Source organism: Helicobacter pylori SA213A, assembly GCF_000476275.1.
In the GTDB taxonomy this organism is placed as follows: Bacteria; Campylobacterota; Campylobacteria; order Campylobacterales; family Helicobacteraceae; genus Helicobacter; species Helicobacter pylori_CL.
Window position 1 is genome coordinate 1 of sequence record NZ_CBOM010000012.1, and the last position, 15,388, is coordinate 15,388.

General features: G+C 40.3%; 13 protein-coding genes. 4 read left to right on the forward strand and 9 right to left on the reverse strand.

What is annotated here, in order from left to right; genetic code table 11:
* Nucleotides 1-29 precede the first annotated feature (29 nt).
* The 9 genes from QT74_RS08530 to valS form a co-directional block, all read right to left on the reverse strand.
* Nucleotides 30-176: a hypothetical protein gene (locus QT74_RS08530; RefSeq protein ID WP_195742342.1), complete on the reverse strand. Its 147-nt coding sequence runs from the start codon at nt 174-176 to the stop codon at nt 30-32.
* A 73-nt stretch (nt 177-249) separates the two neighbouring features.
* Nucleotides 250-1,041 (reverse strand): NYN domain-containing protein, encoded by a 792-nt coding sequence (locus QT74_RS05225; protein WP_033765179.1) that lies wholly within the window; start codon nt 1,039-1,041, stop codon nt 250-252.
* A 565-nt stretch (nt 1,042-1,606) separates the two neighbouring features.
* Nucleotides 1,607-1,963 carry a 50S ribosomal protein L19 gene (gene rplS, locus QT74_RS05230; protein WP_000797712.1) on the reverse strand — a complete coding sequence of 119 codons (357 nt, stop codon included), beginning with the start codon at nt 1,961-1,963 and terminating at the stop codon, nt 1,607-1,609.
* 20 nt (nt 1,964-1,983) lie between these two features.
* Complete coding sequence (gene trmD / locus QT74_RS05235) at nt 1,984-2,673, reverse strand: tRNA (guanosine(37)-N1)-methyltransferase TrmD (protein ID WP_080247186.1); 690 nt, start codon at nt 2,671-2,673, stop codon at nt 1,984-1,986.
* The gene (gene rimM, locus QT74_RS05240; RefSeq protein WP_033765234.1) at nt 2,674-3,219 is read right to left on the reverse strand and encodes a ribosome maturation factor RimM; all 546 of its coding nucleotides are present in this window, start codon (nt 3,217-3,219) and stop codon (nt 2,674-2,676) included.
* Between the two features lie 9 nt (nt 3,220-3,228).
* The gene (locus QT74_RS05245) at nt 3,229-3,552 is read right to left on the reverse strand and encodes a KH domain-containing protein (protein WP_033765181.1); all 324 of its coding nucleotides are present in this window, start codon (nt 3,550-3,552) and stop codon (nt 3,229-3,231) included.
* Nucleotides 3,553-3,568: 16 nt separating this feature from the next.
* Complete coding sequence (gene rpsP / locus QT74_RS05250; RefSeq protein ID WP_000216122.1) at nt 3,569-3,799, reverse strand: 30S ribosomal protein S16; 231 nt, start codon at nt 3,797-3,799, stop codon at nt 3,569-3,571.
* 73 nt (nt 3,800-3,872) lie between these two features.
* The gene (ffh, locus tag QT74_RS05255) at nt 3,873-5,219 is read right to left on the reverse strand and encodes a signal recognition particle protein (RefSeq protein ID WP_033765183.1); all 1,347 of its coding nucleotides are present in this window, start codon (nt 5,217-5,219) and stop codon (nt 3,873-3,875) included.
* Between the two features lie 15 nt (nt 5,220-5,234).
* Nucleotides 5,235-7,853 (reverse strand): valine--tRNA ligase, encoded by a 2,619-nt coding sequence (valS, locus tag QT74_RS05260; protein ID WP_033765185.1) that lies wholly within the window; start codon nt 7,851-7,853, stop codon nt 5,235-5,237.
* A 125-nt stretch (nt 7,854-7,978) separates the two neighbouring features.
* Here valS and fliW point away from each other — a divergent pair, with 125 nt between their 5' ends.
* The 4 genes from fliW to QT74_RS05280 all read left to right on the forward strand — a co-directional run bounded on the left by fliW (nt 7,979) and on the right by QT74_RS05280 (nt 15,375).
* Nucleotides 7,979-8,386 (forward strand): flagellar assembly protein FliW, encoded by a 408-nt coding sequence (fliW, locus tag QT74_RS05265; RefSeq protein WP_001105858.1) that lies wholly within the window; start codon nt 7,979-7,981, stop codon nt 8,384-8,386.
* Nucleotides 8,387-8,396: 10 nt separating this feature from the next.
* Nucleotides 8,397-9,458 carry an undecaprenyldiphospho-muramoylpentapeptide beta-N-acetylglucosaminyltransferase gene (gene murG / locus QT74_RS05270; RefSeq protein WP_033765187.1) on the forward strand — a complete coding sequence of 354 codons (1,062 nt, stop codon included), beginning with the start codon at nt 8,397-8,399 and terminating at the stop codon, nt 9,456-9,458.
* A 107-nt stretch (nt 9,459-9,565) separates the two neighbouring features.
* Nucleotides 9,566-11,656 (forward strand): Hop family outer membrane protein HopI, encoded by a 2,091-nt coding sequence (gene hopI / locus QT74_RS05275; RefSeq protein ID WP_033765188.1) that lies wholly within the window; start codon nt 9,566-9,568, stop codon nt 11,654-11,656.
* A 23-nt stretch (nt 11,657-11,679) separates the two neighbouring features.
* Entirely contained in the window at nt 11,680-15,375 is a 3,696-nt protein-coding gene (locus QT74_RS05280; RefSeq protein WP_033765190.1) for an outer membrane protein, read from the forward strand.
* The last annotated feature ends 13 nt before the right edge of the window (nt 15,376-15,388 follow it).

The window sequence follows — 15,388 nt, forward strand, 5'->3', positions numbered from 1 at the left end:
TAAAAATTTTTGACAGAGGACAGAGTAAGTTAAAATTTTAAAATAATTGGGTTTTGAAAAATCTCAATACCACCGCCAAAACATGTGCGCATTCCCCATAAAACCACTATTATAAGCGCTAATTTATCTTCGTTTTCAAAAATCACTCCATAATAGCGAGCAAAAAGTGAAATCATGGATTAGAAAAATCCGCTTAAGCTAACCCTTTTAAAATGGGTGCTTTTTTGTCCCCTTGGTGGGGGGATCGTGTTAATTCTTTTTAAAGAGTTGGTCTTTAAATGGGTTGTTAAAAGGCTCGTTGGGGGAAAAGTTCTTTTTCTTGGAAGTGTACTGATTTTTTGGCAAGTTATCTACAATGTCAGCGACACTGCGTTCTCTCACATTGCAAGACTTCTTCAAGTCTGAAGGGACAGAATTGGGGCTTTCTTGAATGTTGGCGATGAAGACTTCAAAGCCTTTCTCCCAAGCGGCTTCTAACACAGGCACAAGATCAGTATCCCTGCTGAACAGCAAAATACACCCTCCTTGTTTGGTGCAATACAGCTTGGTAATATCGTGCGCCAACAGCGCATCAACTTGTTTTTGACGCAACTTTAAGTAAGGTATGAAAATCTTGGCTTCTAGACCATTATAGACTTCTTTGTCTTCGAACTTATATACGAATTTGAACTTTACCCGCCCGACTCGTAATTTCACTTGATTTTGTTGGGCGATCGCATGGTTGAAAGATTGGATAATCCCTGATTTATTCACTCTTTCCTCATAATCTTTAGGATTCTTCTCTTTATACTCCTCAAGTTCTTCGTTTTTATTGCCCTTGATTCTAGGTTCAACTTCTGTAAAAGGCTCAGATACATAAAAATAGATCCGCTTCAATTCCTCTTCAGGCTCCAAAAACGAACGGATTAACGCTAAGAGTTGATCGGGATTGTTGAAATTAAAATTAGGCTCTTTTAAACGCTCATCCGTTTCTTGGATTGCTTTCAAATCGGCGAGAAGATTTTCCCAATCCACAAAAATCGTGGTTTCTGTTTTTTCCATGTTCTTCCTAAAATATGAATTTTGCCACAATAAGCGCTTCTCATTAAAAATAAGTGTAGCATGGTAATCCAAACAAGCACCTTGTGTTTAAAAAATAAAGGTTCTGTTCTCACCAAATACAGACACTCAAAGCCTTATCTCATTTCTTTCATTATTTTAAAAACTTTGTTTTATAATTGAAAATAAAGAGGGGATATTTTGCGCTTTAATATTCTCTCAAACCCTTAAAACCCCCTAACCTGATCGCTTTTTTTAAGGAGTTATTATCCAACTTGCGTCAAACTTTTTGCATTTTGATAGTAAAAAACGCTTTTTGGTCTTTTTAAAACATGACAACCAACGCCCCACTAAAAACAGAGCCAAAAATCCAATTCAACAGATAGCAAGCCAGAAAAAAGCGACAAAACCCTACCTTGAGAATGCTGAAACCTCAAGGAAAGCTTTAAAAGTTTGATAGTAGGATTTAAAAGAAAAACTATTCTTAAAAAAAGGGTTAAAAACTTATCCTAACCCTTAAAAACTAGAAATGTTTTTCTAGTCAATCTTTTAAAAAAGCCTTAAAAAATTAATGGCGGATTTCTTTAATCCTTGCTGCCTTACCTCTCCTATCGCGCAAATAGTAGAGCTTCGCGCGGCGCACCCTACCCACGCGCAACACTTCAACGCTCGCCAAACTTTCGCTATAAAAAGGGAAAATTTTCTCCACGCCGATGTTGTTAGCCCCCATTTTACGCACGCAAAAAGTCTTATCCACGCCATTGCCTCTAATCGCAATGCACACGCCTTCAAAATACTGGGTTCGTGTTTTTTCGCCTTCTTTAATGGTAATACCCAATCTTAAAGTATCGCCGGCTTTAAATTGTGGCATGGTCTTATCTTTTAATTGAGCGTCTTCAAATTGCTGAATGTAGCGGTTTTTCATGTGTTTCCTTAATGTCAATTTCATGATTTGTGCTGCTTGAATAAATCAAGGCGGTAAAATTTTGTCCTTAATTTTGACAAATCAAGTTTTAGTTGCTTGATTTTAGCATGATTTCCTTTAGAATATTCTAAAGGTGCAGGGATTTTATTGATTTCTTTGGATTTAAAAACAGCGTTAGCGAAATTAGGGGCTTCCAAATAGTCATTTTCAAAGCTCTCATTTTCTAAAGATTGGGCGTTACCTAAAACCCCTTGAATGTGGCGAGCGATGCTATCTATCAAGCACAACGCCCCAAGCTCGCCCCCTGTCAAAATAAAATCGCCTATACAAAAAACCTCATCAGCGTCAAGTTCAATAGAGCGTTCATCAAAGCCCTCATAACGCCCGCACACCAAAACGACATGCTTTTTTTGAGCCAAACGCATCGCGTCTATTTGCTTGAAAGGCTTGCCCACCGCGCTTAAAAAAATCGTGTGTTTAGGGTTTTTAACAGAATGGAGCGCGTTTTCTATCATCTCAGGGTCTAAAATTTGCCCCGCACCCCCACCAATGAGCGTGTGATCCGCTTTTTGATATTTATTAGCGCTAAAATCTCTAAGGTTTAACACTTCCAATTCAAAAAGATTTTTTTCTAACGCTCTTTTTAAAATAGAATCTTCAAAATAAGGCCATACGAGTTGCGGGAAAAGGGTCAAAACGCTGAATTTCACTCAACTATTCTCTAAAAGCGTTTTAGCGTTATGGGTGGTTATTTTTTTGTCTTGCAAAAGGATTTCTTGGATATAAAAATCCCTATAAGGGATTAAAAAAATCTTAGCCAAACCTTTTTCAACCAAGTTCAGCGTGGTTTCAACCATGAAATAATCTGTTTGAGAAATCCTTTGGATTTCTATGACTTTTCCTAGAATCTCGTTTTCTTCCACCACGCTAAGCCCTACTAAATCGCAATAAAAAAACTCGCCCTCTTTTAAAACACAGAGTTTTTTACTCTCTGCTTCGCTCATAAAAAGCCCTAAATTAGTCAGCTCTTTAGCCTTTTCGGGCGTGTGGATCGTTTCTAAAAATAATAGGTTTTTAGCATGTTCATAGGAATGGATCACATAGTCTTTAAAAGAAGAAGCGCGAGAGAAAGCGTTCAAGGGAGCAACGCTCACCTTAACGCCTTTTTTTAAGCACTCCGGAAAATCGCTCTCTAAATGAAGCTTCAACCCCCCATTAAGCCCCACGCTTTTACCAATTCTGCCCACTAAAAGCATAGAAACCACTCAAGGCGTTTGATCGCTATTTTTACTGGCAAAAACAACGATTTTATAAGAAAACCCATCTTTGGCTTTCACACCAGAAACAAACGCCTTAATCGCGCTCACCATTTTACCCTCTTTACCGATCACATGCCCCATGTCTGATGGGTGGGTATAAATAGTGATTTGCTTGATTTTATCTTCTAAAAGCGTGTGCTCTACGCTCAAAGCTTGCGGGAAAGATACAACCTTTTTTAAATATTTTTCTAAAAAAGTTGCCACACAATGCGAATAGTCCTTACAATCAGCTTGAGAAAAAGGCGTGTTCAAAGGATCTAATTCGTGCATTTAACCTCACAAAACCTTAGGCTTTTTGAGAAAGCTTTTCCACCCTCTCGCTCATTTTAGCCCCCACGCCTTTCCAGTAATCCAAGCGCTCCTTATCAATCTTAATATCTTTAGGCTCGCTTAAAGGGTTGTAATACCCAATGGATTCAATCCAACCTCCATCCCTTCTTTTCCTAGAATCGGTTACCACCACTCTGTAAAAAGGCTTTTTCTTTCTCCCGATGCGAGTGAGTCTAATGACTGTCATTACAAAAATCTCCTAAAATATTCATATTAAATTTGAGATTATACAACAAAAGCACCTAAAACATGCTTAAAAGTTAGCGCATTTTAGGGGGCGTTTGATTTTTAGCCTGACTCATTAGATTCATCAAATCGCTAATGCCCTTTTTATTGGTTAAGCGTTTCGCCATTTTGCTCGCTTGATCAAAGCGTTTGATGATGCGATTGATTTCAGACACTTCTAAGCCGCTCCCTAAAGCGATCCTTTTTCTTCGGCTGCCGTTTAAAATCTCGGGGTTTTCTTGCTCTTTTTTAGTCATGGAATTGACCATAGCCTTGATTTTTTTCACTTCTAAAGAGCTTTCTAAATCCGTGTCTTTTAGTGCGCTTGCCATATTCCCTAAACCTGGAATCATAGAGATTAGAGAACTCATAGAGCCTAATTTTTTCACCTTTTCAATCTGGTTTAAAAAATCATTGAAAGTGAATTGCCCTTTTTTGAGTTTTTTGCTCAAATCTTTGGCTTCATTAGGGTTTAAAACGCTGGCGGTTTTTTCAGCGAGCGAGACAATATCTCCAGCCCCCATCAAACGCCCCACGATTCTTTCAGGCACAAACACATCTAAATCAGGGATTTTTTCCCCGCTCCCAATAAAACGCAAGGGTAAGCCTAATTGATAAGTGATGCCTAAAGCAATACCCCCTTTAGAATCGCTATCAAATTTGCTTAACACCACCCCGCTCACGCCTATTTCTTCATTAAAGATGTTCGCGCTTTTGACCCCATCTTGCCCGCTCAAGGCGTCTGCAACATACAGCACTTCATGAGGGTTTAAGACTTCTTTAACTTCCTTTAATTCTTGCATAAGCTCTTTATCTATGGCTAAACGCCCTGCGCTATCCACGAGTAAAACATCAAATTGCGCTTCTTTAGCCCTTTTTAAAGCGTTGTTGGCGATTTCTTTCACGCTTTTATTTTCTTCATAAAACACTTCCACGCCCACCTGTTCGCCCAAAACCTTTAATTGCTCCACCGCTGCTAGGCGTTGCAAATCGCATGCGCATAAAAGCACTTTTTTATTTTTGGTTTTTAAATAATGAGCGAGTTTAGCGGTGGTGGTTGTCTTACCGCTCCCTTGCAAACCTGCCATTAAAACCACGGTGGGGGGCGTTTGAGCGAAAGTGAAACCACTGCTCCCTTTAGCGCTTAAAATTTCCAACAAACTCTTTTCTAAAGCGTCTAAAAATTGCTGCTTACCGATGCCGCTAAGTTTAGTCTGGCTTTCCACTTTTTTGAGCAATTCTCTAGCGACTTTATGATGCACATCATTTTTCAAAAGCGTTTTTTTCAATTCGTCTAACGCTCTGTCTAGCGCTTTTTCATCATCTTGAAAGCGGATTTTATTGAGTGCGTTTTTAAACCCATCGCTTAACGCTTGAAACATTTTCTATCCTTTTTATTATGGTTGTTCTAACAAATCCAATTCTTGCTTAATTTTACTCTCTTTTTCTAAAAGCGTTTTTAAACCCTCTTTGGCTTTTTCTAGCACGCTTTTAGGCGCGTTTTTGACAAAATTTTCATTGTGCAAGTTGAGTTTTAGTTTTTCTTTTTCCAGTTTTTCTAGCTGCTTTTTTAAACGCGCAACAAGCGGGCTTAAATCAAGATTTTCTAAATCCGCATAAGTCTGGCAAAATTCCCCCACATCGCTCACGCTTTTTAAAGGCTTATAAGTTATCACGCTGACTTTTTCTAATTTCGCTAATTTTTGAGCGTAAGTTTGCAAACGCTCTGTGTTTTCTATGGCTTCTCTTAATCCCACGCTCGCTTCTTTTAAAACAATCGGTGGGGTTTCTAGCATGATTTTTAAACGCCTTAAAGACACGATGCAATCTTTGATCACTTCAAATTCATGCTCTAATGTCTCATCTTGCGCCAAATCTTTAGGGTAAGGCATGACCATGATAGAATGAGTGTTTTCTAGATCCGTGTTACTGAGCTTGTGGTATAAAGACTCACTGATAAAGGGCATGAAAGGGTGCAAGAGTTTTAAAGCCTCTTTTAACACGCTCCCTAATTCGTCTATCGCTTCATTTTCCACTTTAGAAAATTCAATGAACCAATCGCAAAATTCCCCCCACAAAAAGCGGTATAACAAAGTCGTGGCGTCATTAAAACGATAGTTATCTAAAGCGTTACGAACCTCTTTAGTAACAAGATTCAAGCGCGATTTCGCATAACGCCCCAAAGGCGTTTGGTATTCGTTCAAATGTTCTCTGTCTTTGAAAGCTTCTTGTTTGAGTTTCAAATAACTCGCCGCATTGAAAATCTTGTTGGCAAAATTCTTGTTATTTTCTAAATGCGCAGTAGAAAGCTTAATGTCCCTACCCGTAGCGCACAAATTGGCTAAAGTGAAACGCAAACTATCCGCACCGTATTTTTCTATCATCTCTAAAGGATCGATCACATTACCTTTAGATTTGCTCATTTTTTCACCCTTTTCGTCCCTAACCAAGGCGTGCAAGTAAATGTCTTTAAAGGGCAATTCGCCTAAAAGCGATTCGCTGCAAAAAAGCATCCTAGCCACCCAAAAAAAGAGGATGTCAAACCCGGTAATGAGCGTGGTGTTAGGGTAGAAATCTTTCAAATCGTTTTCATTAAACAAACCGCTTTTTTCTTGCCCCCACCCCAAAGTAGAGAACGCCCATAGCCCTGAACTAAACCATGTGTCTAGCACATCTTTATCCTGCTCTAGTGTTTCACTCTTGCAAGTAGGGCAACTTAAGGGGGTATCAAGGCTTACGAACTGGTGGTTATTTTCACAAGTAAATACCGGTATTTGATGCCCCCAAAACAATTGCCTGCTGATACACCAAGGGCGTAATTCCCTCATCCAAGCGTTATAATTATTGATCCAATTAGAAGGGTAAAATCGCGCTAAACCTTGTTGGATTTTTTCAATAGAACTTTGAGCGATTTCAGGCTTGACAAACCATTGCTTAGACACATAAGGTTCTACCACATTATGACAACGATAGCAATGCCCCACTTGATGCGTGTGTTCTTCTATCTTTTCTAATAAGGCGTTTTCTTTTAATCTTTCTACGACCTTATCTCTGGCTTTTAAACGCTCTAAATTTTCAAACTCCCCGCAATGCACGTTTAAAATCCCCTTTTCATCAAAGATTTTAATCATTTCCAAATGGTGGCGTTTGCCCACTTCATAATCGTTAAAATCATGCCCAGGGGTAACTTTCACACACCCTGTGCCAAACTCCATTTCCACATGCGCATCAGCGATAATAGGGATTGTGCGATTGATTAAAGGCAGGATCGCTTTTTGCCCCACCAAATGCTTATACCTCTCATCGTTAGGATTGACCATAAGCGCGCTATCGCCAAACAAAGTTTCAGGGCGCGTGGTGGCCACCACTAAATAATCTTTTTGATTTTCTAAATAATATCTAATATAATACAACGCCCCCTTACGCTCTTCATACTCCACTTCAATATCGCTTAACGCCCCATCTTTAGTGCACCAATTCACCATGTAATTATCTTGAACGATGAGACCTTGTTCATACCATTTCAAAAACGCCAATTTAACCGCTCTTTGCAAGCCCTTATCCATCGTGAAACGAGTCCTAGAAAAAGCCGCACTCACGCCTAAACGCTTCATCTGCTCTAAAATCGCTCCCCCGCTCTTTTCTTTCCATTCCCACACTTTTTGAACGAACGCTTCACGCCCTAAATCTTCTTTTTTAATCCCTTGACTTAAAAGCTGCTTTTCCACGACATTTTGCGTCGCAATGCCAGCGTGATCCAACCCGGGCTGATACAAAGTCTTATACCCATCCATGCGTTTGTAGCGCGCTAAAATATCTTGCAAGCTTAAAGTTAAAGCATGCCCTATGTGTAAGATACCGGTCACATTAGGAGGGGGCATCATCAAACAAAATCGCTTGCCTTTTTCTTGGATTTTTTCATTGCCATCAATTTCAAAATACCCCCTATGAGAGCAAATTTCATAAATCTTTTTTTCTATCTCTTGAGGTTGGTAAGTGGTGGGTTCTTGTTTCATTATTATTTTTATCCTAAAATAAAACGATCCTTAATTTTGGAACGCCTTTTGCTTTTACGCTTTTAATTGTTGCGTATTTTTTTAAAATTATACAACAAAGCATTTAAATTAAAAAGGATAGTCCAGTGAATTACTTTTTAAAAGCCCCTATTTTAGGATTTGAGCATATCAATGAAGTGCGTTTGGAAAAAATTGATTCCTTATTCAGCCGATTGGTTAGTCAAACGAACTCGCCCATGGCGTTGGATATGGTTTTAGTGAATCCTTATTGTTTGAGGGAATACAGCTTTGTGATACCCAAATACATAGAATTACTGCTAGAATTAGATTCTCATTCCAAAGTAGAGGTGTATTGCGTGGTCGTGTTGCAAAAAAATTTAGAAGATTCTATGGTTAATTTCTTAGCCCCTTTAGTGTTTAATTCCAAAAATGGCTTTGGCGCTCAAGTGGCGCTTTCTATGATGGATTACCCGGATTTTGGCTTTAGAGATCCTTTAAAAAGCTTTGTGATTCAAGAAAGAGAACGAGCTTAAGGGTTTTAGCATGAAATTCGCTCTTACAGGGGGAGGCACGGGGGGGCATCTCTCTATCGCTAAAGCCTTAGCCATAGAATTAGAAAAGCAAGGCATAGAGGCTATTTATTTAGGCTCCACTTATGGGCAAGATAAAGAATGGTTTGAAAACAGCCCCCTATTTAGCGAACGCTATTTTTTCAACACGCAAGGCGTGGTCAATAAAAGCTTTTTTAAAAAAATAGGCTCTTTATTCTTGCAAGCTAAAGCCGCTTTTAAGGCTAAAGAAATCCTAAAAAAACACCAGATCACGCACACCATTAGCGTGGGAGGGTTTAGCGCAGGGCCGGCGAGTTTTGCAAGCTTACTCAATAAAATACCCCTTTATATCCATGAGCAAAATGCGATTAAAGGCTCTCTTAACCGCTACCTTTCCCCCAAAGCTAAAGCGGTGTTTTCAAGCTATGTTTTTAAAGATAAAGGAAATCATGTTTTAACCTCCTATCCAGTGCAAAACGCTTTTTTTGATTGTGCTAGGACTCGAACTGAAATCAAGCACATTTTATTTTTAGGCGGTTCGCAAGGGGCAAAAGCGATCAATGAATTCGCTTTATTAAACGCTCCCAAACTCACCAAACAAGGGATTAAAATCACGCACATTTGCGGCTCAAACGCTCATGAAAGAATGCGTTTTTTTTACCAGGAATTAGGGCTGTTGGATAAGATAGAATTGTTTGCTTTCCACAACAACATCACAGAAGTCATGCATAGAGCGGATTTGTGCGTGAGCCGAGCCGGAGCGAGTAGCGTGTGGGAATTGTGTGCCAATGGCTTACCCACGATTTTTATCCCCTACCCTTTTGCGAGCAATAACCACCAGTATTACAATGTCTTAGAATTTGAAAAAGAAAACCTATGCTACATTGTGCCTCAAAACGAATTATTGCCTAAAAAACTCTTTGAAGTCATTAGAAAGCTCAACCAAAAAGACGATCAAGGCAATAAAAACCTAACCATTATCAGCGCCAAATTGCAACAAAAAATCGCTAAAGACGGTGCGAAAACCATTATTGAAACGATTTTAAGCACCTAAAATAGCTCATTTTAATCAACAATTAAGCGACTAACCATTAAACTTAAGCGATAAATAAGATAAAATTTAGGATAGCTCAAATCTTTTAAAAAGAAAAGGATAACCCCTTGCAAAACTTTATTTCTAATAAAAAATGGCTTATCTGTTCTAGCCTACTCCCCTTATTTTTTCTTAACCCTTTAGCGGCAGAAGATGACGGGTTTTTTATGGGGGTGAGTTATCAAACTTCTCTAGCCGTTCAAAGGGTGGATAACTCAGGGCTTAACGCTAGTCAAGACGCATCCACCTACATCCGCCAAAACGCTATCGCTCTAGAATCTGCGGCGGTGCCTTTAGCCTATTATTTAGAAGCGATGGGCCAACAAACCAGGGTTTTAATGCAAATGCTCTGCCCTGATCCTTCTAAAAGATGTTTGCTCTATGCGGGGGGCTATCAACAAAACGCCCAAAATGGCAATACAGGCAACAACCCCCCAAGAGGCAATGTCAATGCCACCTTTGATATGCAATCTTTAGTCAATAATTTAAACAAGCTCACCCAACTCATCGGCGAGACTCTACTCCGTAACCCTGAAAATCTTTCTAACGCCAAAGTCTTTAACGTCAAATTTGGCAATCAAAGCACTGTTATTGCATTGCCTGAGGGTCTAGCCAATACCATGGACGCTTTAAACAATGATATTACCAACGCTTTAACCACGCTCTGGTATAACCAAACTCTAACGAATAAATCTTTTAATGGCAATGGTTCAGTGAATTTTAGCCCTGAAGTCTTGCAACACCTTTTACAAGACGGATTAGCCACAGCAAGCAACAATCAAACCATTTGCAGCACTCAAAACCAATGCACCGCTACTAACGAAGCCAAATCCATAGCCCAAAACGCCCAAAACATCTTCCAAGCTTTAATGCAAGCAGGGATTTTAGGGGGTTTAGCGAATGAAAAGCAATTTGGCTTCACTTACAACAAAGCCCCTAATGGCAGCGATTCCCAACAAGGCTATCAAAGTTTTAGCGGTCCGGGCTATTACACCAAAAACGGCAATAACGGCAACCAAGCCCCCTTAAAAACCTTACCCGCTGGAGCGACGGTAGGATCAGGTAATGGCCAATACACCTACCACCCTAGCTCGGCGGTCTATTATTTAGCTGACAGCATCATCGCTAATGGCATCACCGCTTCTATGATTTTTTCAGGCATGCAAGTTTTTGCCAACAAGGCCGCTAAACTCACAGGCACTTCAGATTATAAACAAATGCAAGACGCTATCAACTATGGGGAAAGCTTGCTCAACAACACCCAAGCGTATGGGAATTTCATCACCAATTGGGTCGCCCCCTATTTGGATTTGAACAACAAGGGTTTGAATTTTTTACCTAGCTATGGAGGGAAAGTTAATAACAATAATTCAACCCCACAAAATAGTTTAACCCCACAACAAGCCCAACAAGAACAAAAAGTGATCATAAACCAACTAGAGCAAGCCACAAACGCCCCAACCACCGCACAAATTGACAAGATCTTATCAAGCCCCTATTCCCCCACAGCAAAAACTTTAATGGCTTACGGACTTTATCGCTCTAAAGAGGTGATTGGTGGGGTGATTAATGAAATGCAAACTAAAGTGAATCAAGTTTATCAAATGGGCTTTGCTAGGAATTTTTTAGAGCATAACTCTAATTCTAACAACATGAACGGCTTTGGCGTGAAAATGGGCTATAAGCAATTCTTTGGCAAAAAGCGCATGTTTGGGCTTAGGTATTATGGCTTTTATGATTTTGGTTACGCGCAATTTGGATCAAACCCCTCTTTAGTGAAAGCCACGCTCTCTAGCTATGGTGCAGGCACAGACTTCCTCTATAATGTTTTCACCAGAAAAAGGGGGACTGAAGCGATAGATATAGGTTTTTTCGCCGGCATTCAATTTGCAGGGCAAACCTGGAAAACGAATTTTTTAGATCAAGTGGATGGCAACCACCTTAAGCCCAAGGACACTTCTTTCCAATTCCTTTTTGATTTAGGTATAAGGACTAATTTTTCCAAGATCGCCAAGCAAAGAAGATCTCGTTTTTCTCAAGGGGTGGAATTTGGCCTTAAAATACCGGTGCTTTATCACACTTATTACCAATCAGAAGGCGTTACAGCGAAGTATAGAAGAGCTTTTAGTTTTTATGTGGGCTACAATATAGGCTTTTAATTGAATACAATAAGGGAAAATAGATGATAAAAAAAGCTAAAAAACTCATACCGCTCCTTTTAATCAGCTCTCTCTTAGCTGAAGATAATGGCTGGTATATGTCTGTAGGCTATCAAATCGGCGGCACGCAACAATTTATCAATAACAAACAACTCTTAGAAAATGAAAGCATCATCAATAGCGTTACTCAAAGCGCGATTAATGTTGCAGGCCCTACCACCGGTTTGATCACTTTAAGCTCTCAAAGCGTCATTGACGCTTTAGGCTATGGGGTGAGCAATACCGTAGGCAACCAACTAGAAGGCATTTCTAATATCTTAAATCAAATTGGCAAAAGAAAAGATTTTTATTCTAGCCGTCAAATCTCTAGCATTTCCCAACAAATCATAGGGCTTAAAGGAAGCTCTGACCCCTTAAAAGCCCACTCTTCACAAATCACAGCCAAACTCCTTTCCAACACTCAAGGCGCTTTTAATGAAGGCGTTGCGCTAAGCTCTAGCATCATTAGCTCTGTGAATAGCCTTAATCCTAGCAATAACACCCAAGAAGTCAAAGCCCAGCTCCAAAACACCGCGCAATCCATGACAGAATTGTTGCAAGAAATTGAAAACAGCATCACCAAAACCACTAGCACCACTTATGTGCAATCCTTAATCACCAATCTAACCAGTGCGGTGAACGCTTCTAGCAACAATACCGCTTACGTGAGCGCTCTTATCAACGCCTTAAACACTTTAGGGGTAGGATATTTCCCTACGACAACCACAACGCATGTGGTGTTAAACCCACCAGGACAAGTCGTGTTCTATCCAACTAATTCCATTTTAGGCTCTACTTCTTCAAACAGCAACAACCAACAACAATACAACAACACCCTTTTAATGAACACTTTACAAGGGACATTGAGTAATAGCGCAAGCAACTCCCAAAATAACCCCAATGGTTGCACTAGCCAAGTCCAATGTTTAGAACAATTTATCCAAGAATTAGCCCCTTTAGCCGCAACCCCCACTTCAAGCAACCAGGCCAACCAACAAGTCCAAGCCATTGCCCAAAAACTCCAAAGCGTCGCTATCAACACTTTAGACAACAATGCAATCAACAACACCACTTACAATTTAAACAACTTGCACAACGCTTTGAATTTTCAAGCCTATGAAAGCACGATAACACAATACAACAACGCTTTAAAACAAATTTCTTGGATCAGTTTTAGTGAGCCTAAAAACTTGCTCAAAAACACTTCTAACAATTACCAAATTGGCACCGTTACCAACGCTCAAGGGCAAAATATCAGCGCATATGATTGCATGACTGCTACCGGGAGCCTTTCTAGCGATGCTTCTAGCGGGATTTCATGCTCAGCCACAAGCTCCACAAGCTCCACAAGCTCCACAAATGGCTCTACAAACAGCTTTGACAATTCTTTAGTCGCCACTTCACAAGTCCAAACCATTAATGGTAAAGAGCAAATCGGCGTGAATTCTTTCAACCTTGTTTCTCAAGTGTGGAGCGTTTATAACTCTTTAAAAACTTCAGAACAAAATTTGCAAAACAACGCTAAGATCTTATGCCCTAGCGGAACGCAATCCGGGACAAGCTCATGCAATAATACTAGCTCTTCTTCTGGGGGTTTGAGTCTCAGCGGGAACTCCCAATTGCAAAATATTTTAAGCTCTAACGGGACTAATACTAGCACTCAAACTAAAAGCAACGCTTCTAAACTAAAGGCGATGGTGGTTGTGAACAATGAAGAAGAAACCAAGACAACCAACTTAGCTCAAAGCAGTGGGGCAACCACACAATCCCCTAACAACACGGTAATGGGAGCCTTGAACACCGTGTTGCAAAATGTCAGTAATTTCCAGCAAAGCATTCAAAACGCTTTTCAAAGCCAAAGCAGTAATATCCAAGCTTGGGCGAACGCGCTTTATAACACTAGTAAGCCTAATGAGAGTCAATCGCAAAATTTAACTGCTAGCAATAACCAAGATCTACGCATCCAATTGAGAGCGAATTTCTACCAGCTCATCAATACGATTGACCAGCAAGTGCCTACAGACATGAGCGCTTTAATTAATCAAAGCCAACAAACCCAACAAACAAGCGGGGTAACCAACAATAATAACGCATGCGCGGGTGGAACGAATGGAAACGCTAACTGGTGCTATCAGCAATGGTCCGATTCTAAGGCTTATTACAGCGGGTTGCAAAGCGCTTTAGGGTACACGACAAGCGCAACAACTCAAAGTGGGAGCAGTGGTGGGAACAGCATCACCTACAATGTCCAACAAATCACGCTCACTAGTAATGGTTTGCTCAATAACATCATTTCATCTCTTAAGAGTTTTAGCAGTAGCGGAAATAATGGGGGTAATGGGAACAGAAACATCAACACAGCCTACCAAATGCTCACAGACGCCAGCGATGGGAAATTAGGGACTTATGCTAATAACGCCTATCAAACATGCACGAATAGAGCGAATAAGAGCAATTGTTATGAACCCAACAAACAACAAAGCGCCACAGCAACTACCGCAACCACTAACGAGAGCAGCTTGCAAAAAGTTTATAGCGACGCCCAAAAAATAGCCAACATTATCGCCAGTTCAGGGAATAACAAGGGCGTTGAAAACGGCTTAAAACAATTCTTTGAAGCGCTAAAAAGCAATAGTAGTAGTCTCAGCAATTTGTGTGGTAATGGTAGCGGTGGTAATAGTGGCAGTTGCTCCGGTGGGCTTATCAACCTTTTAGGGGCAATCCCCACCAATGGGGTGAGCGATACGAATAATTTAATTAATTTACTCACCGAATTTATTAAAACCGCCGGGTTTATCCAAAATAATGACAATAACGCTAGTAATGAGAGCCTTACAAACGCTTTTCAAGCGATTACGAGCGCTATTTCTCAAGGGTTTCAAGCCTTACAAAACGATATTAGCCCTAATGCGATTTTAACCTTGCTTCAAGAAATCACTTCCAACACCACCACCATTCAGTCATTCTCGCAAACCTTACGGCAGCTTTTAGGGGATAAAACTTTCTTTATGGTGCAACAAAAACTCATTGGTGCGATGATTAACGCCAGGAATCAAGTTCAAAACGCGCAAAATCAAGCCAATAGCTACGGCGCTCAACCCATTTTAAGCCAGTATGCACCCGCCAAAAGCACCCAACATGGCATGAGCAATGGTTTAGGGGTTGGCATAGGCTATAAATACTTCTTTGGTAAGGCTAGGAAATTGGGCCTTAGGCATTATTTTTTCTTTGATTACGGCTTTAGTGAAATCGGCGTGGCCAATCAAAGCGTGAAAGCGAATATCTTTGCTTATGGGGTAGGCACGGATTTTTTATGGAACTTGTTCAGGAGGACTTACAACACTAAAGCGTTGAATTTTGGGCTGTTTGCTGGGGTCCAACTGGGCGGCACGACTTGGCTTAGCTCTTTAAGGCAGCAAATCATTGACAATTGGGGGAACGCTAATGACATCCATTCAACGAATTTTCAAGTGGCGCTGAATTTTGGGGTGCGCACCAACTTTGCGGAGTTCAAGCGTTTCGCTCAAAAATTCCACAATCAAGGGGTTATAAGCCAAAAGAGCGTGGAATTTGGGATTAAAGTGCCTCTCATCAATCAAGCGTATTTGAGCAGCGCTGGGGCTGATGTGAGCTACAGAAGGCTTTATACTTTTTATATCAATTACATCATGGGGTTTTAAAAATTTCAAAAGG

Coding starts and splice junctions, on each gene's coding strand:
- QT74_RS08530 (WP_195742342.1), bottom strand. CDS start 176: ATGATTTCACTTTTTGCTCGCTATTATGGAGTGATTTTTGAAAACGAA.
- QT74_RS05225 (WP_033765179.1), bottom strand. CDS start 1,041: ATGGAAAAAACAGAAACCACGATTTTTGTGGATTGGGAAAATCTTCTC.
- rplS (WP_000797712.1), bottom strand. CDS start 1,963: ATGAAAAACCGCTACATTCAGCAATTTGAAGACGCTCAATTAAAAGAT.
- rimM (WP_033765234.1), bottom strand. CDS start 3,219: ATGCTTTTAGTGGGCAGAATTGGTAAAAGCGTGGGGCTTAATGGGGGG.
- QT74_RS05245 (WP_033765181.1), bottom strand. CDS start 3,552: ATGCACGAATTAGATCCTTTGAACACGCCTTTTTCTCAAGCTGATTGT.
- rpsP (WP_000216122.1), bottom strand. CDS start 3,799: ATGACAGTCATTAGACTCACTCGCATCGGGAGAAAGAAAAAGCCTTTT.
- ffh (WP_033765183.1), bottom strand. CDS start 5,219: ATGTTTCAAGCGTTAAGCGATGGGTTTAAAAACGCACTCAATAAAATC.
- valS (WP_033765185.1), bottom strand. CDS start 7,853: ATGAAACAAGAACCCACCACTTACCAACCTCAAGAGATAGAAAAAAAG.
- murG (WP_033765187.1), top strand. CDS start 8,397: ATGAAATTCGCTCTTACAGGGGGAGGCACGGGGGGGCATCTCTCTATC.
- QT74_RS05280 (WP_033765190.1), top strand. CDS start 11,680: ATGATAAAAAAAGCTAAAAAACTCATACCGCTCCTTTTAATCAGCTCT.